This window comes from Phytopseudomonas dryadis (genome assembly GCF_004327355.1).
GTDB lineage: Bacteria > Pseudomonadota > Gammaproteobacteria > Pseudomonadales > Pseudomonadaceae > Aquipseudomonas > Aquipseudomonas dryadis.
On record NZ_QJUM01000010.1, the window covers coordinates 86832 to 110111 of the forward strand.

24 protein-coding genes and 2 pseudogenes are annotated in these 23280 nt (G+C 65.0%); 6 read left to right on the forward strand and 20 right to left on the reverse strand.

Features of this window, described 5'->3' with window-relative positions; translation table 11 throughout:
- The first annotated feature begins 43 nt into the window (after nt 1-43).
- On the forward strand, nt 44-1654 hold the full coding sequence (locus tag DNK34_RS10495; RefSeq protein ID WP_242675313.1) for a hypothetical protein: 1611 nt from the start codon (nt 44-46) through the stop codon (nt 1652-1654).
- Nucleotides 1655-1667: 13 nt separating this feature from the next.
- On the opposite strand, the gene DNK34_RS10500 is transcribed toward DNK34_RS10495, so the two are convergent.
- From DNK34_RS10500 to DNK34_RS10525, 6 genes and pseudogenes are all read right to left on the reverse strand, one after another.
- On the reverse strand, nt 1668-2171 hold the full coding sequence (locus DNK34_RS10500; protein ID WP_131174667.1) for a hypothetical protein: 504 nt from the start codon (nt 2169-2171) through the stop codon (nt 1668-1670).
- 11 nt (nt 2172-2182) lie between these two features.
- A complete protein-coding gene (locus DNK34_RS10505) occupies nt 2183-2548 on the reverse strand; it encodes a hypothetical protein (RefSeq protein ID WP_131174668.1) in 366 nt (121 codons plus the stop codon).
- On the reverse strand, nt 2548-3690 hold the full coding sequence (locus DNK34_RS10510) for a hypothetical protein (RefSeq protein ID WP_131174669.1): 1143 nt from the start codon (nt 3688-3690) through the stop codon (nt 2548-2550). The genes DNK34_RS10505 and DNK34_RS10510 overlap by 1 nt, the downstream gene beginning before the upstream one ends.
- Nucleotides 3691-3781: 91 nt before the next feature.
- Nucleotides 3782-4354 (reverse strand): hypothetical protein, encoded by a 573-nt coding sequence (locus tag DNK34_RS10515; RefSeq protein ID WP_131174670.1) that lies wholly within the window; start codon nt 4352-4354, stop codon nt 3782-3784.
- A 202-nt stretch (nt 4355-4556) separates the two neighbouring features.
- Nucleotides 4557-4790, reverse strand: a pseudogene (locus tag DNK34_RS10520) (sugar ABC transporter ATPase); the annotation flags it as partial.
- Between the two features lie 183 nt (nt 4791-4973).
- Nucleotides 4974-5399 (reverse strand): multidrug/biocide efflux PACE transporter, encoded by a 426-nt coding sequence (locus DNK34_RS10525; protein WP_131174671.1) that lies wholly within the window; start codon nt 5397-5399, stop codon nt 4974-4976.
- A gap of 87 nt (nt 5400-5486) precedes the next feature.
- On the opposite strand from DNK34_RS10525, the gene DNK34_RS10530 reads away from it, so the two are divergent.
- The 5 genes from DNK34_RS10530 (at nt 5487) to DNK34_RS10550 (ending at nt 9953) form a co-directional block, all read left to right on the forward strand.
- Nucleotides 5487-6362, forward strand: coding sequence for a LysR family transcriptional regulator (locus DNK34_RS10530; protein WP_131174672.1), 876 nt, complete (start codon nt 5487-5489; stop codon nt 6360-6362).
- A gap of 113 nt (nt 6363-6475) precedes the next feature.
- Complete coding sequence (locus DNK34_RS10535) at nt 6476-6706, forward strand: hypothetical protein (RefSeq protein WP_131174673.1); 231 nt, start codon at nt 6476-6478, stop codon at nt 6704-6706.
- Nucleotides 6707-6757: 51 nt separating this feature from the next.
- Nucleotides 6758-7072 carry an NIPSNAP family protein gene (locus DNK34_RS10540; RefSeq protein WP_131174674.1) on the forward strand — a complete coding sequence of 105 codons (315 nt, stop codon included), beginning with the start codon at nt 6758-6760 and terminating at the stop codon, nt 7070-7072.
- Nucleotides 7073-7279: 207 nt separating this feature from the next.
- On the forward strand, nt 7280-7951 hold the full coding sequence (locus DNK34_RS10545; protein WP_131174675.1) for a COG3650 family protein: 672 nt from the start codon (nt 7280-7282) through the stop codon (nt 7949-7951).
- Between the two features lie 379 nt (nt 7952-8330).
- On the forward strand, nt 8331-9953 hold the full coding sequence (locus tag DNK34_RS10550; protein ID WP_131174676.1) for an NAD(P)/FAD-dependent oxidoreductase: 1623 nt from the start codon (nt 8331-8333) through the stop codon (nt 9951-9953).
- Nucleotides 9954-9984: 31 nt separating this feature from the next.
- Here DNK34_RS10550 and DNK34_RS10555 read toward each other — a convergent pair whose 3' ends face one another.
- The 14 genes and pseudogenes from DNK34_RS10555 to DNK34_RS10620 form a co-directional block, all read right to left on the reverse strand.
- A complete protein-coding gene (locus tag DNK34_RS10555) occupies nt 9985-10260 on the reverse strand; it encodes a type II toxin-antitoxin system RelE/ParE family toxin (RefSeq protein WP_131174677.1) in 276 nt (91 codons plus the stop codon).
- Nucleotides 10260-10532, reverse strand: coding sequence for a CopG family ribbon-helix-helix protein (locus DNK34_RS10560; RefSeq protein ID WP_131174678.1), 273 nt, complete (start codon nt 10530-10532; stop codon nt 10260-10262). Before DNK34_RS10560 ends, DNK34_RS10555 begins: the two co-directional genes overlap by 1 nt.
- Before the next feature lie 67 nt (nt 10533-10599).
- Nucleotides 10600-10932, reverse strand: a complete 333-nt coding sequence (locus DNK34_RS10565; RefSeq protein ID WP_131174679.1) for a Na+/H+ antiporter subunit G — start codon at nt 10930-10932, stop codon at nt 10600-10602.
- Between the two features lie 15 nt (nt 10933-10947).
- Entirely contained in the window at nt 10948-11217 is a 270-nt protein-coding gene (locus tag DNK34_RS10570; RefSeq protein ID WP_131174680.1) for a K+/H+ antiporter subunit F, read from the reverse strand.
- A complete protein-coding gene (locus DNK34_RS10575) occupies nt 11202-11705 on the reverse strand; it encodes a Na+/H+ antiporter subunit E (protein WP_131174681.1) in 504 nt (167 codons plus the stop codon). The genes DNK34_RS10570 and DNK34_RS10575 overlap by 16 nt, the downstream gene beginning before the upstream one ends.
- Nucleotides 11702-13204: a monovalent cation/H+ antiporter subunit D gene (locus DNK34_RS10580; RefSeq protein ID WP_131174682.1), complete on the reverse strand. Its 1503-nt coding sequence runs from the start codon at nt 13202-13204 to the stop codon at nt 11702-11704. The genes DNK34_RS10575 and DNK34_RS10580 overlap by 4 nt, the downstream gene beginning before the upstream one ends.
- Nucleotides 13204-13530, reverse strand: a complete 327-nt coding sequence (locus tag DNK34_RS10585) for a Na+/H+ antiporter subunit C (RefSeq protein WP_131174683.1) — start codon at nt 13528-13530, stop codon at nt 13204-13206. The genes DNK34_RS10580 and DNK34_RS10585 overlap by 1 nt, the downstream gene beginning before the upstream one ends.
- Nucleotides 13530-16322: a monovalent cation/H+ antiporter subunit A gene (locus DNK34_RS10590; protein ID WP_131174684.1), complete on the reverse strand. Its 2793-nt coding sequence runs from the start codon at nt 16320-16322 to the stop codon at nt 13530-13532. The genes DNK34_RS10585 and DNK34_RS10590 overlap by 1 nt, the downstream gene beginning before the upstream one ends.
- Nucleotides 16323-16840: 518 nt before the next feature.
- Nucleotides 16841-17305, reverse strand: a complete 465-nt coding sequence (locus DNK34_RS10595; protein WP_131174685.1) for an outer membrane lipoprotein — start codon at nt 17303-17305, stop codon at nt 16841-16843.
- Nucleotides 17306-17855: 550 nt separating this feature from the next.
- The gene (locus DNK34_RS10600; protein ID WP_131174686.1) at nt 17856-18995 is read right to left on the reverse strand and encodes a glycerate kinase; all 1140 of its coding nucleotides are present in this window, start codon (nt 18993-18995) and stop codon (nt 17856-17858) included.
- 106 nt (nt 18996-19101) lie between these two features.
- The gene (locus DNK34_RS10605; protein ID WP_131174687.1) at nt 19102-20460 is read right to left on the reverse strand and encodes a GntP family permease; all 1359 of its coding nucleotides are present in this window, start codon (nt 20458-20460) and stop codon (nt 19102-19104) included.
- A gap of 100 nt (nt 20461-20560) precedes the next feature.
- Nucleotides 20561-21682, reverse strand: a complete 1122-nt coding sequence (locus tag DNK34_RS10610; protein ID WP_131174688.1) for a sugar diacid recognition domain-containing protein — start codon at nt 21680-21682, stop codon at nt 20561-20563.
- Between the two features lie 128 nt (nt 21683-21810).
- A complete protein-coding gene (pdxH, locus tag DNK34_RS10615) occupies nt 21811-22458 on the reverse strand; it encodes a pyridoxamine 5'-phosphate oxidase (RefSeq protein WP_131174689.1) in 648 nt (215 codons plus the stop codon).
- A 66-nt stretch (nt 22459-22524) separates the two neighbouring features.
- Nucleotides 22525-23205: pseudogene (locus tag DNK34_RS10620) on the reverse strand (OmpA family protein); the annotation flags it as partial.
- Nucleotides 23206-23280: the final 75 nt, after the last annotated feature.

Genomic DNA, 23280 nt, shown 5'->3' on the forward strand with positions numbered 1-23280 from the left:
AGCGTCTGTCATTGCAGGGGAAACCACTGAAAGGACGAGCGATATGATGATGTCCGGAAGAAAACGGCGGCGCGAGGTCCTCGCTCTGGCCCTTGCTTTTTCGTTGGCGCTCATAGCCTCTGAGGCACGTGCCACGACCGAGGCGGAATTCAACGCTGCACTGTCGGAGGCGGCCAGCCGGGTGGTGACGGCGCGTACGCTCAAGACGCTTTGCGACGAGCGGGACCCTGCCGACGAAAGCGCCCGGCGCGATGCGCTGGCGAGTTGGACCCAACGCAACGATATCGCCGACTACGATGCGGTCATGGCCGCGCTCGAGCGCAGGAGCGATGGGTTGCGAAAGGAGATAGAAGACAATCTGGCCCGTGCGCGCACGCAGATCGGGCAGGCGCTCGATGAGGATGCGACGCATTGCGGAGACCTCACCGCCTTTCTTGCCGACGAAAAATACACGATCAAGCCGGTCGTGCGGACGCTGCGCAGAATGGCGCGCGACTTCGATCTGGACATGGCGACACCGCAGCCGGACGCGCCGGAGGTGACGGCGAAGCTTGTGGGGCTGGCGCATCTGTCGGTTCTGGCCGAAGCGGAGATGGCCGCCGTCGGCTCCCATGAGGGTGCGCTCAAGGATCGCGATCTGCGTAGAGCCCGTGAAGCCCGGCTGGAAGACCACCTCGAAAGGCAAGGGGCTGTCGCGGGATACGGCCGCGTGGTCTCCGACGACGCGTTGCGCGAGTGGCGCGGAGCCAAGCAATCCCGCTTCTCCCTGTCCTGCCGCAGCTTCCGCGACGAGGCGCAAGAGGCGCGCATGAAGAATGCGCGCGGGCAGAACATGGTCGTGGTCGGCCAGCCGCGCAGCGTGGTCGACGGAGAAAATGCCCGGATAAACCTTCGCGACTGCCGGCTCTTCACCTTGGAGGAAACGAGGGAGACCATCGCTGAAACGGATGACGAGGCCGGCCTCGTACACAGGCCGCCGGAAGCCGACGAGGTCTATGCCGGCCCCGGCAAGGGCATGGCCATGAAGGATATCGATCGCGTTCTCTACGTGGCGGAATTCGAGAACCGCCTGGACGGCTTCGGCAACGGCTACACCCATCGCGAGGAAAATGTCTATGTCCTGCTGAGGGACGGGACGGCCTATCGGCATGCGTGGAGCTTCCCCTTCACGGACCTCGATGTGGCAACGTCGAAAGAGCGTGAACCGGGGCGCTGGATGACATGGTCGAAAGGCTGGACGGGAAAGGTCACGCTGTCGCAGGACGGAGACGAAATCGACCTTTCGAAGGCGCAGGAACTCGCGTCGCTGCCGGCGGATACGCGTCTCGACCACAGCTACTATTTCCTCAATGTCGGCATGGGCGGCATCCGGCGTGACCGGTCCTTCGTGTTCAATCCTGACGGAACCGTCACCCATGCGCGCGGCGGCTTCGTCGCCGGCAATTTCGCCACCAGCTACATGATCGTCACCAGCAATCGCGACAACAGCGTCACCTCGACCTACCGCTTCGAGGATTACGCGCTCGTCCTGTCACATCCGGAGGGAGAGGAACGTCGTTTCTTCGCCGTGTTCGGGAGCGCCGAGAAAAGCGATCCCGACGATGTGATCATAGATGGCGTGGTCTACTGGACCCGCAAGGCCAAAGAGGAATAGGACGGCAGCCTGATCAGTTTCCCGTTTCGGCGCGGTATCTTTCGAGATAGTCCCTGAACCGCTGATCGTTCGGGTTGCCGTCGATACGGTAGGGCTGATCGTAGGAAAAGGTGAAGGCGAAGCGGCCGTCGCGCTCGATCACGAGATCGCAGACCGTCCACCAGTTCCCGCTCTGGGCCTGCATGAGCGCGGCCAGCCGCTGGAAGCCTTTACGAGCCGCGGGTGAAAGCCGGAAGCCGATTTTCTCCAGCGATTCGTTGGGACGTCTGGCGATGGTGAAATTCAGGCTGCTGGTGCGAACTTGCGGTTGATCCCACAGCGCCTCGTGATTGACGACGATCCGTAGCCAGTCGCGATCCTCCCATTCACCGTCGTACAGATCCGTGATGCTCGCGGCCACGGCCCGCACGAGCTCGGTCTGGCAGATCTCGATTTCGGTGGGGGGCGCGGAGGCGCGCGGCGGGTTTCCGGCCGTGACGCCGCCATCCTTCTTTCCGCCGAACAGTTTTTTCCACATGGCGCTTCTCCCTATTCGCCCTGACCGTCGGCAAGGCCGACAATCACAAGCCGGCCGCCCTCGAAGTATCCATAGGCAAGGATTGACCCCTGCGGCGTCTGCCATGCCTGCTCGATGAGATGCCTGTGCGCGGCCGAGCCGGACAAGGCCGGCAGTTGCGTGCCCGACCACAGCGGCACGGAAGGGTGAGACCGGCCGTCTTCATGGACTTCGATGATGCCCCTGCGGGGACATGGCTCCCTGACACACAGGATGCCCGTGTCGCCGATGCGCATCAAAATCGCCTGATCGGCGGCAGGAGACGCAGTTGTCACGCCAACCATTCCCAGCATTCCCAGCAAGACGATGGTGCCTGGTAGCCTGGACGACAGGCGCATCACTGCGTTTCACCGATCTGTAGCACCGTGAATTCCCGGCGCATGACAGCGTCCAAGACACGACGCGCCAGAACCGGGGACGCCGCGTCGGGAGCGGCGTCGATAAAGGTAACGGTCGCGGCGCACAATCCGCTTCCGCTCTCGACCGACGTCCCCGAGATTTCCGCCGGGTTCCGCTCCTGCATGGTCTGGTTCCACCGCGCCTCGATCTGCGCGATCGCCGTATCGGCGATGGCGCAGTCTTGATAGGCGAGCGACACCACCAATGCAGGCGTATCGCCAGCCTGCGCATCAACCAGAAGGCCGCCCAGATAGGGCGGAATACCCTTTTGTGCGGTTTCCATCTGCGCCTCGATCGCCGCGCGCATATCATCGATGTTCTGCGCATCGGGGACCAGCATCCGGTCCGGATCGATGGAGGCCAATCCCAGGACGGGCGAGATCAGCATGGCCTGGATCAGCGTGCCGTCCGTCAAGGCACCGTCGATGCCGTCGAGTGCCGTTGCCACGACGATGTTGCCGGCGGCGCCGGCATCGCCTTCCCCCAAAAGCAGATTGGCCATCGCCTCGGGTGCCGGCGCCTGGATCAGGACGCTGCCCTGCCGGGCGACGAAACTGGCCTGGCCGACGGCGCCCCGCCAGGGATTGCGCGGATCGATCGCGGAGGGGTCGAGGGCGTTCGGCTTGCCATTGCCCAGCACGCCGTCGCCCGCGGAAACGAAACCAAGGCCGGCGAGCCCGGTCATCATCTCGCCGGCGGCCGCCTCATCGGCGAGGCCCCAATAGCTGACCGCGAAATGCGACTGCCCGAAACCGGCAAAATACCTGATCTCCCTTGCGTCTATGCCGGCCTTTTCCTTCCACTCCTCGGGAAAGCCCGGCAGCGCGCTGGCCATGACATTGACCGGCGCGACGAAGCGTCCGAAGTTGAGCCGGTTCAAGGCCTCGGCAGGCGATGCGGAAGGGTTCAACTGCCAGAGCGCCGCCATGTCGACGAAATAGGCCTGATCCGCAACGGGATTGGTGAGGACGATCTCGGGAAGCTGGCCGAGCGCCTCGCGCAAGGTGGCGGTGCTGTCCTGGGCGTGGCACAGGGCGCCCGTGGTCATCAAGATGGCAGTGGCGAAGAGGGCAAGACGCATGGGGTTCTCCTTTCCTGTTTTCATACCAGACGCCCGGAGGCGCGCCGACCTTGGCCCCGGGCGAAGAATTCCCGGAAGATTCTGCACGCGTTCAGAGGGCCGCGACAAATCTGCGAATACGCAGGACGAGAATGCCGGCCGGGACAAGCGCCAGCAGCAGGGCCGCGATGCCGAGATTGCCGTAGCTCGCCTTGCGGGCGGCCAGCTGCTCGTATTCCGCGACGGGTTCGGCGAGCACGCTGCCATTGTGACGGACCCCGACCACATCGATGACGAATGTGGAGCCGGGATTCTCGCGGTGCATGCGGCTGGCTTCGACCGGATCGCGCGTCAGGGTCAGGTCCAGATAGGTCTCCACCGGCACGGAAATGGAAACGGCGGGCCCACTCAGCCTGAAGGAGACGCCCGGATAGGCATCGGCCAGAAGGGATCTGGCCGGTCGATGTAAATATCCCGGCCGTTGCGATTTATGCGGGACCCGTTCGCGATGGTTTTCGATCCGGTCGACATAGACGGACCGGGTGAACAGGGCTTCGGGATCGTAGGGGATGCGCACCTGTCCAGCCATCGAAAAGAACATCCATGCCACCACGATGAATACGCCGGCTGCCGCTGCGGGAAAGGCCAGCGGCTGCAGGGCGGTGCGCAAGTGGGGATCGATCATTGTAGAGGCCGCCGGTTCGGGTTGCGTTCGGGTGTGGGACGACCGGGAAACGGCAAGGCTTGGCTGCGCTCCCCGAAAAAATGTCAACGCCACCAAGGATAGCGATTACCATGACGTCCCATCATCGGGATGCGAACCCGGGTCATCCAGTGAGACTCTTGGTTTCACATTCCGACCTGCATGGAGACCGTCACGGGCAATAGACGATTTCCAGGCCGTTGATGGCCTGCCCGAACGGCAGCAACTCGGGGTGTTCGACGATGCGCCTGGCCCCCGGCGCGATGGCATAGGCCATGCCGCCCGGGCCTCGGCCGCAGGTGGACGCCAGCGGCGCGATGATCTCGCGCTTGCTCAGCCAGCGCAGTATCAGCCGCGCCTTGCCTTCGTGGCCGGGGAAGCTGGAAATCTGTGGAACGATGATGCTTTGACTGGCCATGCCCTTACCTTGTCGGGGTCCGAGGGCGCGCAGCTTACCGCTCGAACGCATCGGGTCAAGCTGCGCGCTATTGTCTCAGTCTAGTCCTAGTCGCAACGATCATGGCCGCAGGGCTGCCAGCCACAGGTTCAGATAAAAGCGCATTTCGCTTGAAGCTTGAAGCTTATGGCTTGCGGCTGTCTTTTAACGCGCACGCAGGACGTCATAGGCCCAGTTGAAACCCAGCGTGTAGGGCAGGAAGAGCAGGATCAGGCCGATATCCAGCAACAGCGCCTGCAGCAGGCCGATCGACAACCACCAGGCCGCCAGCGGCACCAGTACCAGGATCAGCCCCGCCTCGAACAGCGCGGCATGGCTCAGGCGCGCCCACAGCCCGCGCTGGAAGCCCATGCGCTGCTGGGCGGCATCGAACAGCAGGTTGAACAGCATGTTCCACAGCATCGCGATGGCCGAGAACATCAATGTCAGGGCGCCCATATGGGCCAGGGATTTGCCCATCAACCAGGCCAGCAAGGGCGCACAGACCACCACGGCGATCACTTCGAAGAGGCTGGCGTGCAGTACGCGCTCCTTCAGGGAGCGTTTGGCGATCGGTTGGGACTGACTCATGTCTGTTACTCGCAAGGCGCTGAACGAGGCGCTATTCTCATCGGAAAAACTGCCAGCCAAAAGTTAACTGCCATCGGTAAAACCGATATGAACTTTTCTCCCGAATCTCTCCAGGCCTTCGCCCAGGCCGCCGCCACCGGCTCGTTCAGCGCCGCGGCACGGCGCCTGGGCAAGAGCCAGTCGACCGTCAGCGAAGCCATTGCCCGCCTGGAAATCGACCTGGGCGTCGAGCTGTTCGTGCGTGGCCCCCGCCAACTGACCCTGACCGACGCCGGCTGCAGCCTGCTGGCCCGGGTACAGGACGTACTAGCCGCCTCGGATCGCCTGGCCCGCCAGGCGGGGCAACTGGCCGCGGGGCTGGAAGCGAAGCTCACCCTGGTGCTCTCGGACGCCTACCAGTCGGGGCAATACGAAGCGCGCCTGAAGGAACTGGACCAGCGCTATCCAGATCTGGAATTCGAGTGCGTGATCGCCGAACAGGGCGACGTCCTCGATCTGGTTGGCCAGGGCCGCGGCAACCTTGGCCTGCTCGCCGCGCAGAGCAGCTACCCGCCGGAGCTGGCTTCCGCCAGCGTGGCCGGCTGTGCGGACTTCGGCCTGTTCGTCGCCCACACTCACCTCCTCGCGCGACTGCCCCGGGTCGGCCTGGCGGATCTGGCCAACTGGCGCGTGCTGCGCCTGAGCAGCGTGGCGGATCAGCAAACGCCGCTGGACGATCTACCCGGCAGCGGCGGACGCTGCTGGTCGGCGCCCGATTACCTGATGCTGCTGGAGATGGCTTCCCTGGGCTTCGGCTGGGCGGCGTTGCCGCGGCACCTGGTGAGCACCTACGCCGAGGGCCGGTTGCGGGAACTGCCGGTCAACGGCTGGCCCAAGCAGGTGCCGGTGGACGTGGTCTGGTCGCGGGAACGCCCACTCGGCCCGGCGGCCTCCTGGCTGCTGGAGCGCCTGTTGAACAGCTGAGACGGCCCCGAAGGCGGTAACGGCTGCAGCGGAATATGCGGCACGACCGCGTAGCGTTGCCCGATGCCAGGCACACTCGCACAGGCGAAAATCCTTGCAGCGATGGATCGACCATGCAGACCTACACCTTCATTCTGTTCTACCTGCTCAACAGCCTGTTCTGGAAATGGCTGATCAGTTGGGGCGGCGCGCGCTGGCTGGAAGGCTGGAAGGCCTACCTGATCATCGACTGGTTCGCCGCGCACTGGACGGCCGAGCAGATTCGCCTGTACGCCGTGATCATGTGGCTATTGACCACCCTGTATTTCATCGTCGCGCTGTGCAAACCCGAGTACCGCTTCTGACCAGGAAGTGCGAGCTGGGCTATGCTGCCCGCCCCGCCTGAGGAAACGTACATGATCACCTGCTACCTGCGTTACATCATCGACCCCTACCGACTCGCCGAATTCGAACACTACGCCAAGCTGTGGATCCCCCTGGTGGAGAAGTTCGGCGGCCAGCACCATGGCTACTTCCTGCCCAGCGAAGGCAGCAACAACGTCGCCCTGGCGCTGTTCAGCTTCCCCAGCCTGGCGGCTTACGAGCACTATCGCGGCCTCTCCATGGCCGACCCGGAATGCCTGGCCGCCTTCGCCTACGCCGAACAGACCCGCTGCATCCTCAGCTATGAACGCAGCTTCATGCGCCCGCTCGGTATCGAGTCGCGCTAAGCCTGCAGCTCACGGCGGTGGCCGAAGCGCCGCCGCAACTACGATGGCCAAGGCGTCATGCTTCAGCGCGTTCTTGCGGCCAGGGCGTTCGACCACACCGTCCACCTTCTCGCGGCGAACCCGCCGGCCCTGGATCATCGCCTCCATCTCCCTTGAGATTGCCCCGCCGCCTCGGTAACGTGGCCGCTCGCCGATCGGAGAGCCACGATGCACATCAGCCGCAAACTCATAGTCCTCAGCCTGTTGCCACTGTTCGCCGGTTGCCAGGTGTACCAGGGCAAACCGGTGGATCCGGCCAGCCAGCAGACCCGGCTGCAGGGCGAACTGAGCCGCGAAGGCGGCCAGCTGTGGCTCAAGCCCTGCCAGGAACAGCGCCGTTTCGTCATCGCCGAAGGCGATACCGGCATCGCCCAGGACAGTCGCGAGCTGCTGGCGGATGGCAGCGGCCCCTTGTTCGCCGACGTACGCGGGCGCCTGGGCGCCAGCCAGTTGAGCGGCAGCGACGGGCAGCTGGAGCTCAGCCGCGTCTACCGCCTGCAGCTCGAGGGCCATGGCTGCGATGACCCCAACTTCAAACGCACCATCCTGCGCGCCAGCGGCCAGGAGCCGTTCTGGAGCGTCACCGTGAGCAACCAGGGCATGGTGCTCAGCGGCCCGGATCGCCAGCCCCTGGCGCTGCCCTACATGGAAGAACAGTTGCCCGAAGGCCGTCTCAACCTGAGCAGCGAAGCCAACGGCCAGCGGGTCGAACTGTGGATCGCGCCCCAGCACTGCGTCGACAGCATGAGCGGCGCCGTGCAGCACATGAGCGCCGAGCTGCGCCTCAACGGCCAACTGATGCGCGGCTGCGCCTACTTCGGCGGCGCGCGCGACGATTGACCGCGCCTCGGGATAGCGGGCGTCGGGCCAATGCCGGTCGGTTAAGCGCCTGGGCCCTGTAGGAGCCGCGACCCCGCGGCGATTGGTGGCCATGACACGCTTTGTGAAATGGCCACCAACGCATCGCGCCGAGGTCGGCGCTCCTACAAAAAGCCCGCTCTGCGCAATGGGAGATAAGGCAAACCCTTATCCGATCAGTATTAGGCGCCAGCTCTGCCGGCGTGATACGCACCCCGATCCAGGCCATTCCTGCGTACGTCCGTGACCGATACCGCCGTCGGAGGCATCCTGCCTGCAGCCTGAGCGCGCTTTTTCGTCCATAATCGCCGCCCTCGAAAAAGCTGCCGGGTTGCCTCCGGCCCTGAAAGGTGGACTCCCCATGCTGCGCATCACCGAACTGAAACTGCCCCTGGATCACGCCGACGACGCCATCCGCCCTGCCCTGCTGCAGCGCCTGGGCATCGCCGATGACGAGTTGCTCGACGTCACCCTGTTCAAGCGCAGCTACGATGCGCGCAAGAAGTCCGGCGACATGCCGTTCATCTACACCCTGGACTTCCGGGTGCGCGACGAAGCGGCGCTGCTGGCCCGCTTCGCCGATGACCGGCAGATCGGCATCGCCCCGGATACCCGCTACAAGCCCCTGAGCATCCCCGCCGAGGCGCGCCCCGAGCAGCGCCCGCTGGTGGTCGGTTTCGGCCCGTGCGGCATCTTCGCCGCGCTGCTGCTGGCGCAGATGGGCCTGCGTCCGATCGTCCTCGAGCGCGGCAAGGAGGTGCGCCAGCGCACCAAGGACACCTGGGGCCTGTGGCGCAAGGGCGTGCTCGATCCCGAGTCCAACGTACAGTTCGGCGAAGGCGGCGCGGGCACCTTTTCCGACGGCAAGCTGTACAGCCAGATCAAGGACCCCAGGCACTATGGGCGCAAGGTGCTGGAGGAGTTCGTCAAGGCCGGCGCGCCGGAGGAGATCCTCTACGTCAACAAGCCGCATATCGGCACCTTCCGCCTCACCGGCGTGGTCGCCAGCATGCGTGAGGAGATCAAGGCGCTGGGCGGCGACGTACGCTTCCAGCAACGGGTCAGCGATGTCCTCATCGAAGACGGCCAGCTCACCGGTGTGCAACTGGAGAACGGCGAGCGGCTCCTCAGCCACCACGTCATCCTCGCCCTCGGCCACAGCTCGCGCGATACCTTCCGCATGCTCCATGCACGGGGCGTGTTCATGGAGGCCAAGCCCTTCTCGGTGGGCTTCCGCATCGAGCACCCGCAGACGCTGATCGACCGTGCCCGTCTGGGCAAGTACGCCGGCCATCCGAAGCTCGGCGCCGCCGACTACAAGCTGGTGCACCACGCCAGCAACGGCCGCTCGGTATACAGCTTCTGCATGTGCCCGGGCGGCACCGTGGTCGCCGCCACCAGCGAACCGCACCGGGTGGTGACCAATGGCATGAGCCAGTACTCGCGCAACGAGCGCAATGCCAACGCCGGCATCGTCGTCGGCATCACCCCGGAGCAGGACTATCCCGGCGGCCCGCTGGCCGGGGTCGAACTGCAGGAACGTCTGGAATCCCAGGCGTACCTGCTCGGCGGCAGCAGCTACGAAGCGCCGGGGCAACTGGTCGGTGATTTCATCGCCGGGCGGCCGAGCAGCGCCCTGGGCAGCGTCGAGCCGTCGTACAAGCCAGGGGTCAGGCTGGGCGACCTGACGCCGGCGCTGCCGGACTTCGCCATCGCCGCGATCCGCGAGGCCCTGCCGGCCTTCGGCAAGCAGATCAAGGGCTTCGACCTGCACGATGCGGTACTGACCGGCATCGAAACGCGCACCTCGTCGCCGCTGCGCATCACCCGTGGCGAAGACCTGCAGAGCCTCAACGTGCGCGGCCTGTTCCCTGCCGGCGAGGGCGCGGGCTACGCCGGCGGCATCCTCTCGGCGGGTGTCGATGGCATTCGCGTGGCGGAAGGGGTGGCGCGGACAATTCTGGCCGAGCAGCCAGAGTCATAAGGTGATACGCCGGCCCGCTGGCCAGCGGCGATCAGCAATCTTCGCGGGTGTGCCAGACGCGCAGCAGGTAGAGGGTCGAATCGACAATCTCATAACGCATTTCGTAGCGCCCGACCAGAATGCGTCGCACATCCCGAGGCTCGAACTCTTCCAAGCGTTCGCCGAGACGCGGGTTGCTCAACAAGATAACGGGTGCGGCAGTGAGTTGCTGAACCGTTCTTGCAGCAGCGGGCTGATTGACCAGCGCCAGGTAGTCATAGAGCCTGGCGAGGTCGGAAAGTCCCCTGCCCGTCCACCGCAATGCCATCAGCGCGGCGCTGGCAGTGGGGTGTCGGTACTCAGGCTGTCGGCCCAGGCCTGAACAGCCTGATGGTCGATCACTCGCCCCGCATCCACATCAGCCAAGGCTTCGCGAGTGAGACGGCTGCGCTCCTCTTCCTGCTCGATCCAGGCCACAAGCGCCTGCCTGACGATCCAGTTCTTGGAGCGCTCGAGACGCTCCGCCATCAGGTCGATCTGATCGGCCAGTTGCACCGGAACGTGTGCGGTAACGGATCGCGTTTTAGCGGGAGCAGTCATGGTGCCTTCCTGCCGATAAATTATGAGATACGATTGAAAATGAATCATATCTCATGAACGAGTGAGATCAAGACTCCCAGGGGCGCCCCCGGGTGCGCTTGAGCAGCTTGACCTTCTGCTGCATGGCCGATTTGGCCAGCATATGCGCACTGACCGGCGCGGTGATGAACAGGAACAGGGTGATCAGCAGTTCGTGAAAGCTCAGGCCCTCGCTGTAGCTGCCGAAGAAGATCATCGAGGCGATGACCATGCTGCCCACCCCCAGGGTGGTGGCCTTGGTCGGCCCGTGCAGGCGGGTGAAGAAATCCGGCAGGCGATACAGGCCGATGGCCCCGATCAGGGCGAAGGAACAGCCCACCAGCAGGAAAAAGGCGACCAGTACTTCGATCCACAATGGCATGGGAAATACCTCCAGTCAGTCGATGATCTCGCCGTGCAGCAGGTGCTTGCCCACCGCCACCGTGCCGACGAAACCCATGACGGCGATCAGCAGCGCCGCCTCGAAGAACAGATCCGAGCGCAGCCAGATGCCGAACACCACGATCAACGCCAGGGCGTTGATGTACAGGGTGTCGAGCGCCAGCACCCGATCCGGCATATCGGGCCCGCGGATCAGGCGGATCACATTGAGCAGCACGGCCACGCCCATCATCGTCAGGCACAGCGGAATCACGTAGTCGAGCATTCGAAAATCTCCATCAGCGGGGCTTCGTAGCGCGATTTGACCTGGGCGATCAGCGCCTCGTCATCGGCCACGTCCAGGCCGTGCAGCAACAGGGTCTTGTGATCGGCGCTGAGTCCGGACGACACCGTACCCGGCGTCAACGAGACGATGCAGGCCAGTACCGACAGCACGAACTCGTTCTCGATGTCCATGGGCACCTCGACGAACGCCGGCCGCAGCTTGCGCGTACTGCCCAGCACCAGGCGCGCCACGTGCAGGTTGGCGACCACGATGTCCCACAGCACCATCAGCATGTAGGTGCACAGGCGCAGCGGCCGGCGCAGGCGCGGCACTTCGAGCATGAAGCCACTGCACAGCAGGGCGATGCCCCAGCCGAGAAAGGCCCCCAGCAGCAGGTGCCCGAGACTCGGCGCATTGACCAGCAACAGCCAGACGCCCGTCAACAGCAGGGTCAGCATGGGGTGCGGCAACCATCTGGACAGGCTCATGCGCCACCTCCACGGACGATCTGCAGGTAACTGTCGACATCGAGCAACTGCTGCGCCGCCGCCTGTACATAGTCATGCACCGGCTGGGCAGCGACGACCAGCAGCGGGCTGCAGGCCAGCAGCCCGAGCACCGCCAGGGCGCGCACGCGATCGAACTCGGCGCTCGGCGATGGCTCACCCGTCGACCGCCAGAACAGCGTGCTGCCGGCACGCGCCAGGGCGATGACCATGCCCAGGCCACCGACCAGCACCACCGGCCACAGCTGCAGCGCCTGCTGCCAGTTTTCCACCGAGCGCAACAGCATCAGCTTGCCGAGGAAACCGGGGAACGGCGGCAGGCCGGCAACGGAGATGGCAGCGGCGAAAAACAGGCCGCCGAGCAACAAGGGGTGCAGCAGTGCCGGTCCCTTGCGCAACGCGGCGCCCAGCTCGCCGCGCTGGCGCGCCAGCAGGTCGGCCAGCAGGAACAATGCCCCGCACACCCAGGAACTGTGGATCAGGTAGAACAGCGTGGCACTCAGGCCCTGCGCGCTGCCAAGGGACACGCCGGCCAGCAGGGTGCCGACCGAGACGATCACCAGATACCCCAGCATCACCTGCAGGTTGCGCGCCGCCAGGGCGCCGACCACGCCGGCGGCCAGGGTCAGCATGGCCAGCGGCCACAGCCAGGGCAGGATCAGGTTGGCCAGGCCGCCGGCCTCGGCGCCGAAGATCAGGGTGAACACCCGGATGATCGCGTACAGGCCGACCTTGGTCATGATCGCGAACAGCGCCGCCACTGGCGCCGTGGCCGCGGCATAGGCATTGGGTAGCCAGAAGTACAGCGGCAGGATCGCGCCCTTGAGGCCGAACACGATCAGCAGCAGATATCCGGCCGCGGCCAGCAGGGGCGCACGGTCGGCATCGGCGGCGGCGACCTGCAGCGCCAGGTCGGCCATGTTCAGGGTGCCGAGCAGACCATAGAGCATGCCTACGCCGATCAGGAAGAACGCCGAACCGACCAGGTTCAGTACCACGTAATGCATCCCTGCCCTGATCCGCGCCGGGCCGCCGCCGTATACCAGCAGCGAGTAAGAGGCGATCAGCAGGATCTCGAAGAACACGAACAGGTTGAACAGATCGCCGGTCAGGAAGGCGCCGTTGATGCCCAACAGCTGGAACTGCAGCAAGGCGTGAAAGTTCGGCCCGCGCTCGTCATCGCCACGCACCGCGTAGAGCACGGCGAAACCGGCGAGCACGGCGGTCACCAGCAGCATCAGCGCCGCCAGGCGATCGAGCATCAGCACGATGCCGAATGGCGCCTGCCAGTTGCCCAGGGCATACACCTGCAACGTACCGCCATCGGCCTGCAGCACCAGCCAGGCGCTGATCGGCAGCAGGGCCCAGGTGGCCAGCAGGGAAATCCAGCGCTTGCTGGTCAGCGACAGCCGCGAACGGATCAACAGGAAGCTGCCGACGAACAGCGGCAACAGGATCGGCAGGATCAACGCATGATTCATCAACGTGGCTCCTCGCCATCCACGTGATCGGTACGCAGCTCACCGAGGGCCCGCAGCGACAGCACCACGACGAAGGCGGTCATGGCGAAGCCGATGACGATGGCCGTGAGCACCAGGGCCTGGGGAATCGGATCGCCGTACTCGGCGCTCTTGCCGATCACCGCCGGCACCCCGGTATCCAGCCGGCCCATGGCGAACAGGAACAGGTTGACCGCATAGGAGATCAGGGTCAGACCCATGACCACCGGGTAGATGCGCGCGCGCATCAACAGGTACACGCCGCTGGCGGTGAGCACGCCCAGGGTCATGGCGAACAACGCTTCCATCAGAGTACCTCCTTGCTCGATTCGTCCTGACTGACGTGACCGATGTTGGACAGGATCAGCAGCGTCGCGCCGACCACCGCCAGGTACACGCCCAGATCGAAGAACAATGCACTGGCCAGCTCGATTTCACCGAGCAGTGGAATGTGGAAATGATCGAAGGCCGAGGTCAGGAACGGGAAGCCGAAGGCCAGACTGCCCAGCCCGGTGAGCCCGGCGATCATCACGCCGAGGCCGGCGATGCTGTGGAAGCTCCAGGGCAGGCGCCGCTGCGTCCACTCCACACCATGGGCCACGTACTGCAGGATCAGGGCGATGGCGGTGATCAGGCCGGCGATGAAACCGCCACCTGGCAGGTTGTGCCCGCGCAGGAAGATGAACGCCGACACCAGCAGCGCCAACGGCAGCAGGACCCGGGCGATGCTGTCGAGGATCATCGGGTGGCTGTCGCGCGACCAGGCCTTGCCGTTAGGGTCATGCTCCGGATGCGGCAGGTGCAGGCCGGCCAGCAAACCGTAGATGCCCACCGCGGCGATGGCCAGCACGCTGATCTCGCCCAGGGTATCGAAGCCGCGGAAGTCGACCAGGATGACGTTGACCACGTTGGTGCCGCCACCACCGCTGACGCTGTTTTCCAGGAAGAACGAGGCGATGCTGTCGTAGGGCCGGGTCATGACCGCATAGGCCAGCATGGCCACGGCGACGCCACTGCCGCCGGCCAGCAGCACGTCGCGCAGACCACGCAGGCTGCTGGACTCCATCGGCGTGCGGTCGGGCATGAAGAACAGCGCCAGCACCAGCAGGATGATGGTCACCACCTCCACCGAGAGCTGGGTCAGGGCCAGATCCGGCGCCGAGTAGCGGGCGAACGCCAGGGCCACCATCAGCCCCGCGCAACTGAGGGTCATCAGCGCTTTCAGGCGATTGCGGTGGAACACCACGGTGAGCACCGCCATCACGCACAACACCAGCATGCCGAGCACGGTGATGCCATCGAGCGGCGTCAGCGGCAGGTCGCCGGCCAGGCGCCGCAGCGGCGCCAGGGCCACGGCGATCAGCACCAGGGCGCTGAGCAGCATCAGCGCGATGTAACGCTGCAGGGAACCGCTTTCCAGCAGGCCGGTCAGCCAGCGCGCACTCTTGACCAACAGGCCCATGGCACGCTCGAACAGCACTTTGGCGTCCATTTCCGGCATGCCGTTGTACCAGCGGAACAACGGTTCGCGGCAGGCATAGACGATGATCCCGCCAACCAGGGCGACCACGCTCATCGCCAGGGGCAGGTTGAGCCCGTGCCAGACCGCCAGGCTGTAATAGGGCAGCTCGCCGCCCAGGCTCGCCGAGGCGGCCGAAGCCAGCAGCGGCGCCACGGTATAGGCCGGCAACATGCCCACCAGCAGGCACATGAACACCAGCACCTCGACCGGGATCTTCATGTAGCGCGGCGGCTCGTGGGGCGGGTACTTGGGCAGGTCGACCGGCTCGCCATTGAAGAACACGTCATGGATGAAGCGCAGCGAATAGGCCACCGAAAACACCCCGGCCAGGGTCGCCGCCGCCGGAATCATCCAGTTGAAACTGCCCAGCAGATCCTGGCTGAGGGTTTCGCTGAAGAACATCTCCTTGCTCAGGAAGCCGTTGAGCAGCGGCACCCCGGCCATCGCCGAGGCCGCCACCATGGCCAGAATCGCCGTGTGCGGCATGTACTTCCACAAGCCGGCGATACGGCGCATGTCGCGGCTGCCGGTTTCATGGTCGATGATCCCGGCGGCCATGAACAGCGATGCCTTGAAGGTCGCGTGGTTGATGATGTGGAACACCGCCGCCACGGTCGCCAGCTCGGTATCCAGGCCGAACAGCAGGGTGATCAGGCCCAGGTGGCTGATGGTCGAGTAGGCCAGCAGGCCCTTGAGGTCATGCTGGAACAGCGCCATGCCGGCACCGAACAGCAGGGTCGCCATGCCGGTCAGGCTGACCAGGTAGAACCACCAGTCGGTGCCGGACAGCGCCGGGTACAGGCGGGCCAGGAGGAACACCCCGGCCTTGACCATGGTCGCCGAATGCAGATAGGCCGACACCGGGGTCGGTGCCGACATCGCCTGGGGCAGCCAGAAATGGAAGGGAAACTGTGCCGACTTGGTGAACACGCCGAGCAGCACCAGGATCAGCGCCAGCGGATACAGGGCATGGGCGCGGATCGCATCGCCGGCGGCCAGCACCTGGCTCAGTTCGAAACTGCCGGCGATGTGGCCGAGCAGGAGAATCCCGGCCAGCAGCGCCAGACCGCCACCGCCGGTCACGGTAAGCGCCATGCGGGCGCCGCGGCGGGCATCGGAGCTGCCGTTCCAGAAGCCGATCAGCAGAAACGAAGACAGGCTGGTCAGTTCCCAGAACACCAGCATCAGCAACAGGTTTTCCGACAGCACCACGCCCAGCATGGCGCCCATGAACAGCAACAGGAAGGCGAAGAAGCGCCCCATGGGCTCATGCTTGGCCAGGTAGTAGCGCGCGTAGAGAATGACCAGCAGACCGATGCCGAGAATCAGCAGGGCGAAGAGAAATCCCAGCCCGTCCAGGCGCAGGCTCAGATTCAGGCCCAGGGCCGGCAGCCACTCCAGGCTCACCACCTGCAACTCGCCAGCGAACACCGCCGGCTGTTGCATCCACAACAGCGTCAACGCCGCCGCCGGGCCCACCGCAGCAGCCAGCGCGCACAACGAACGCCCCAGGCGGTCGGCCAGGAGCGGCAAACAGATTCCTAGAAAGGGTAAGGCGATGATCAGCGCAAGCGCCATCCACTAAACTCCTTATACAAGCCCGCCATACGGCCTGGCGGCCAGTCAGTGCCTGCACGAGCGACCTGCCGCGTTGTGCGCCGGTCTATCCCTGCAATGGTGTGCGTGATGCCGATTCGAACAGGCCAGCTCAGCCTGACAGCAATTGTCTGCGGACTGGCATTCCTTGCGGCCCGGTCTAACTGACTGTGGAAACGCCCAGGCGTTCGACACCTTTTTACCGCGCCGCAGCGTTTAAAACAGGCCTTCAGGGCCTTTCAGCCAAAAGCTTGTCGATTATCCTTAACTATCGTTACCAGGTCATGAATAGAATTATTACTAAAAAATATCACCTGTCCGCCATTCACTGATAGAGCGTTTAGTCTTTGTCCATGAGCATGGCGATGGATACCAGATGCCGAGTTCGCTCGATGCTTCGGAGCGAACCGAGGACGAATAAAAAGCCGGATCAACGCGAGGCTGATCCGGCTCGATGGAAGGTTACCCGGCTATAGATGCCTGAGTGAGGCCATGCGGCTTCAATGAGTAACGCGGCTGGTACCATCGACCGTGAGAATGCGCACACGCTCGCCCACCCGGAAGATCTGGTCCTTCTCTACCGCCTGGACATAGGCACGCATGCTACCGTCGTCTTCACGTACGGTGATCTCGACGCCCTGGGTACGGGTCAGGCCCTCTTCCGACGCGGCGCCCAGCAAGCCACCCGCCACGGCACCGATGACAGCCGCCACGGCCGAACCGCGACCGCCGCCGACGCCACTGCCGGCGACACCGCCGATGATCGCACCGGCGCCACCGCCGATCGGGGTCTTGGTGCCCTCGATCTTCACCGGCCGCAGGGATTCGATGGTGCCCATGCGCACCGTCTGTACGGTACGGGCTTCGTCGCGTGAATAGGTATCACCGGTCAGGCTCGAGGCACAGCCGCCCAGAGTGAGCGTCGCTGCGGCAAACAGGACGGCGAAAATACCAGGTTTATGCATGACGATTCTCCAGACTTGACTGATAGCGTATAGACCGCGCCGCCTTCAAGACGCTCACCCTGATTGTCGAATAAATTGCGACTCGTTCAGCAGCGGTACAGCGGCATCCCACGAGCCTTGCAAGCAGACGTGCCATCCCTGAGGCGAGCCACTGCTATCAGTGTAGCCGTGCAGGCTGTGGACGGCCTGCTTACGAGACCGACCAGGGGGGATGGCAGACACGATTGCCCTGCCGGGCATTGTCACCGCCCGGCCATGCCACGCACAAGCCACGCATTCGTGTCGCGACACCGATCAAAGGTCGGTCGCGCGGTATCTACACGGGATTCAGCAATAAGCGTGCAGCATGGCCACATTCGTGTAGGAGTCACGACCTCGCGGCGAATCGTGGCCATCGCGCGTTTTTGCAGCATGGCCGCCAGCGCATCGCGCCGGGGTCGACGCGCCTACAGGCGAACCCTGATTGCGAACGGGCTCTTGCAGGCCAGGGATCAAGACGACACCAGCGGACCTCCCGCGACGGCCGCGCAAGCACGCGGCCGGGCGGCACTCAGCGGGCCGCCTGCGCCAGGCGCCAGAAGCGGGCGAGATCGGCGGCGCGGGCTTCCAGCTCCAGGGCCGCGTCGGCACAGGCCTGTTCCAGGGTGATCGGGCCGGGCGCCAGGCTGAAGGCGGCGTCGATGCCGGCTTCACGCAGGGCCTGATAGCCCTCCCCCAGGCTGCCGGCCAGGGCGATCACCGGCACTGCGCAGGCACGCGCCACCCGCGCCACGCCGACCGGCGTCTTGCCGTGCAGGCTTTGCGCATCCAGACGCCCCTCACCGGTGATCACCAGATCGGCCCCCGCCGTGGCCGTGGCCAGCCCGGACAGCTCGGCGACCAGTTCGATCCCCGGCCGGAAGCTGGCACCGAGAAAGGCCTTGGCGGCGAAGCCCAGTCCACCGGCGGCGCCAACCCCGGGGACGTTGCTGAAGTCCTCGCCCAGCGCAGCTCCGACGACCTCGGCCAGACGGGCCAGGGCCGCATCCAGCAGCTTGACCTGCTCGGGGCTGGCGCCCTTCTGCGGGCCGAAGATCGCCGACGCCCCACGAGGCCCGCAAAGCGGGTTGTCGACATCGGCGGCCACTTCGACCTGCACGCGCCCCAGGCGCTCGTCGAGAGCGCTCAGGTCGATCCGCTGCAGCTCGAGCAACGCAGCGCCGCCCGGCCGCAGTTCCTGTCCCCGGCTGTCGAGGAAACGCGCGCCCAGCGCCTGCAGCAAACCGCAGCCACCGTCGTTGGTCGCGCTGCCGCCCAGGCCGAGGATGATGCGTTCGGCACCGGCATCCAGCGCGGCGCGGATCAGCTCCCCCGTGCCGTAGCTGCTGGTCAGCGTGGCGTCGCGCTGTTCGCTCGGCACCCAGTGCAGGCCGCTGGCGGCGGCCATCTCGATCACCGCCGTGGCCTTGTCCAGCCAGCCCCAATGCGCCGTGACCGGCGTGCCCAGCGGGCCACGCACTGCCAGCTCGCGGCGCTCGCCGCCGGTGGCCGCCAGCACGGCATCCACCGTGCCTTCGCCACCGTCGGCCATCGGGCAGAGACAGAGTTCGGCCTGCGGATACACGCTCGCCCAACCCCGGGCAATCGCCTCGGCGACGTCGGGCGCGCTCAGGCTCTCCTTGAAGGAATCAGGAGCAATGACGATTTTCATAGGGTGACCTCGGTAACGGCGGGACGCCCGACAGGCGTCCCGGGGGAAACGATTCAGAAGCGGATCCACGCGCAGTGGATCCTGAGCAGGTTCTTAGAACCTGTTCTTACAGCAACACCAGGCTCAGCAGCCATACCGTACTGATGCCGACCACGCCCTGGATCAGCGTCGCCATGGTTTGCGCGCGATAGGCCACGGCCACCGGCATGCGGCTGAACTGGGTGACGACCCAGAAGAAACTGTCGTTGGCATGGGACACAGTCATGCCGCCGGCACCGATGGCCATCACCGTGAGCACCCGCCCCATCTCGCTGTCCAGACCGAGTTGACCGAGCAAGGGCGCGACCATCGCCGAGGTGGTAACCAGTGCTACGGTGGTGGAGCCTTGGGCGGTCTTCAGCGCGGCAGCGACCAGGAACGGCATGAACAGCCCGATGCCCAGCGCCGACAGCGTATTGCCCAGGTAGCTGCCCAGCGGCGTGGCGCTGAGCACGGCACCGAAGGCCCCACCGGCGCCGGTGATGAGAATGATCGGCGCCGCGGAGAGAATGCCATCGGCGACACGGTCGTGCAGTTGCTGACGCTTGCCGTTGCCCTTGAGCAGGGTACAAGCCAGCACCAGACCGACCAGCAGCGCCATCACCGGCTGACCGAGGAAACTCAGCACGGACAGCAGCGCACCGTCGCCCAGTGGCTTGCTCGGAAATACGGCGATGGAGCCCAGGCAGATCAGCAGGATCGGTACGAAGATCGGGGCAAATGCCTGCATGGCGCCGGGCAGCTTTCCGTACTGCGCCTTGAGGACTGCGAAATCATCGGCGGCCGGCAGCGGCGTGCCGTCGTCCTCCAGCGCAATGTCCTTGCCGATGAAGCGATTGGCCCACAGCATGCCGGCCAGCGCAGTGACCAAGGCCACCACCAGACCGACGGCGATCACCAGCCCCAGGCTCGAACCCAGGCCAAGGTTGCCGGCAGCGGCGATCGGGCCAGGGGTCGGCGGCACGAAGGTATGAGTGGCATACAGGCCGGTCGCCAGGGCCACACTCATGGCCACCACGGAAATCTTCATACGCGTCGCCAAGGCATTCTTCAACGAGTTGAGGATCACGTAGCCGGAATCGCAGAACACCGGGATGGAAACGATATAGCCGATGATCGACATGGTCAGCGTCGGGAAACGCTCACCGAGCAGCTTGATCACCGTCTCCGCCATGGTGATGGCCGCACCGCTACGTTCGAGAATCACCCCGATGATGGTGCCGAGCACGATGACGATGCCAATATTGCCCAGGATGCCGCCGAAGCCGGTGGCGATGGTCTTGAGGATGTCCTGATGAGGCAGTTGGTAGGCGAAGCCGGCAATCAGGGCGGCCGCCAGCAGCGCGAGGAAGGGATGCAACTTGAGACGGGTGGTCGACAGCACGATGAATGCGATCAGCGCGACCAGGATCAGAACCAGAACCATGCCGGTGTCCTCATTGTTGTTATGGCACGGCATTGTCACTCAGCGCAGCCGGGAAGCGCCCTGTTCGAACGCACCACAAGATCGCCACAAGCATGCGTCGTTATTGTGCAGACGCACCATCAGGCTCGATAAGACCCAAGCCGAGCGACAGCTGCAGGCGCCGATCCAGGCGCGTCAGTTCCACACCACTGAGTTCGGCAATGCGTTCCAGGCGGTAGCGCAAGGTGTTGCGGTGAATGCCCAGGGCGGCGGCACAGCTCTGCACCTGGCCATCATGGGCACACCAGGCCTCGAGGGTGGCGCGCAGCACACCATTGCCGTCCTGCGCCAGCACCTGCTTCAGCGGGGCCAGCCAGCCTTGCAACAGCCAGCTATGGCGCTGCGCATACAACAGGGTCGGCAAGCGGTGCTCCGCCAGGTGGATGACGCGTTGCGCCGGGTAACGGGCACGGGCGAAAGCCTGCAGATCGCGCAGCGCCAGGCAGGCCTGCTGCAGTTGCTCCAGGGAATGCAGCGGATCGCTGAGCAGCAGGCGGGCGACGCCCCAGCCGCGCTCGTCGGCCAGCTCCAGCCACTGGCTGTCGCTACGCCCCGGCAGCAACGGCCGGCACCAGAGCAGTTCACGCACGCCCAGGGGGGCGCACAGGTGCTCGCTCTTGCCGCTCAGCGCCCCGAGTAGGCGCGCCTGCTGGGCCAGTGGCTCGCCCTGCTCCTGCAGCTCCAGCAGGCAGGCCTGGCGTGGCCAGGTCAGGCTCAGGCCCTGGCGTTCGGCATCCGCCGCCAGGGTCGCCGGGGCAACGCCAGGATCGAACAGCTGACGCAGCCAGGCATCCAGCTGGTGGCGCTGCCAGTGCCGCTCGGCCTGCAGCTGGCGCTGCTCGACCAGCATCTCCGCGGCCATGCGCACCAGTTCGGCGTAAGGGCGTACCACCTCGGGCGCGCCGGTGATGCCGAGCACGCCGATCAAGCCGTCGGCCTGCAGCAAGGGCAGATTGACACCCGGTTTGACGCCGCGCAGACAGGCGGCGGCCTGCTCGTCGATTTCCACCACCCGCCGATTGGCCAGCACCAGTTGCGCGCCTTCGTGGCGCGTGTGCAGGCGCGCCGGATCGCCGCTGCCGATGATCATGCCCTGGGCATCCATCACATTGATGTTGTAGGGCAGGATGGCCATGGCGCGGTCGACGATATGCTGGGCCAGGGTGGAATCGAGTTCGAGCATCGCACGGCCTCCGAAAGAAAGCCGCCATTGTAGGTATAACAGGAGCTTCAAGCTTCAAGCTTCAAGCTTCAAGCTTCAAGCTTCAAGCTTCAAGCTTCAGAGCGTCCTTGTGCATTCTCGTTGCACTGTCAGGGCGCCAGGCGCTGGCGGATCCACGCTTCGCCCTGCAGGCGGTAATCGAGGCGGTCGTGCAGGCGGCTGGCGCGCCCTTGCCAGAACTCGATGCGCTCGGCCAGCAGGCGGTAACCGCCCCAGTGCGGTGGACAGCTGGGCGCCTGGTCGAGAAAACGCCGTTCGGTCTGGGCGAGCAGGCCCTCGAGTTCGGCGCGATCCTGGATCACCCGGCTCTGCGGCGAGGCCCAGGCACCGATACGGCTGCCCAGCGGACGCACCTGGAAATAGGCATCGGATTCGGCCGCGGACACCCGCTCGACCTGCCCCTCGACACGCACCTGACGCTCCAGGGACGGCCAGAAGAAGGTCATCGCCGCAAAGGGGTTGGCCTTGAGCTGCTGGCCCTTGGCACTGTCGTAATTGCTGAAGAAGGTGAAGCCCTGCCCGTCCACGCCCTTGAGCAGCAGCACGCGGCAGTGCGGGCGGCCGTCGGCGTCGACGGTAGCCAGGGTCATGGCGTTGGGTTCCACGGGAAGCTGCTCGGTTTTCACCGCATCGGCGAACCAGCGCTGGAACAGGCTGAAGGGTTCGAGCGGAGCCTGTTGCTCGCTCAAACCCTCGCGGGTGTAATCACGGCGCATATCGGCCAGGGTCTGGGTCATCACATAGCCCTCGGGAATGACGAAGACCCTAGCTTAACTGCCCGCTCCCTACTTGACTTGATCTGCGACAACCACTTTCCTGCCGTCGGCCAGCTTGGTCGCCGGCTTGGCCGCCTCTTTCTCGTCAGCCGCGGCGACCGCGGTAGCGGTGTCCGGCGCTGCCGGTGCCGGCTTGCTGTACTGGGCGATCAGCGCTTTCAGGGTGTCCTGTCTGGTCAGCAGGATTTCCACGCGGCGGTTCAGCTCACGGCCCTTGGCGCTGTCGTTGGCCGCACGCGGCATGTCGGGGCCCATGCCCTGAACCATCAGACGATCCTGCTTCAGACCGCTGAGGCGGAAAATGGCAGTGAAGGCCCGGGCACGCTCGTGGCTCAGCTCACGATTCGTTTCCAGGGAACCGCTGCTGTCGGCGTGGCCGAGCACCAGCACACCGACCTTGCTGTCGTTCTCCAGCACCTTGGCGACCCGGGTGATGGGCCCCAGGGTGACGGGCAGCAGCATGCCCGGGCGATCCGGGTTGAACGACCCCTGCACCGGCGCGGTGACCACCAGCAGATTCTCGCGACGTTCCATCTCGAAGTTGCTGTCCTTGATGGCTTCGCGCACCAGCGGCTCGTATTCGTCCAGCCAGGCCTGGGTCACGGCGGGCGGCGGCATCGGCGCCGGCTCTTCCTTTTTCTTGTCGAACAGGGAGCAACCTGTCAGCAATACGCACAGTGCGAGCGCGAAAGTCTTGTTGGAAAACATCGGTCATCCACATTGTCAGTCAGTCAAAAGAAAACCGGAGCTATCCGGAACCGAAGGCCAAAACGCCATGCTGTG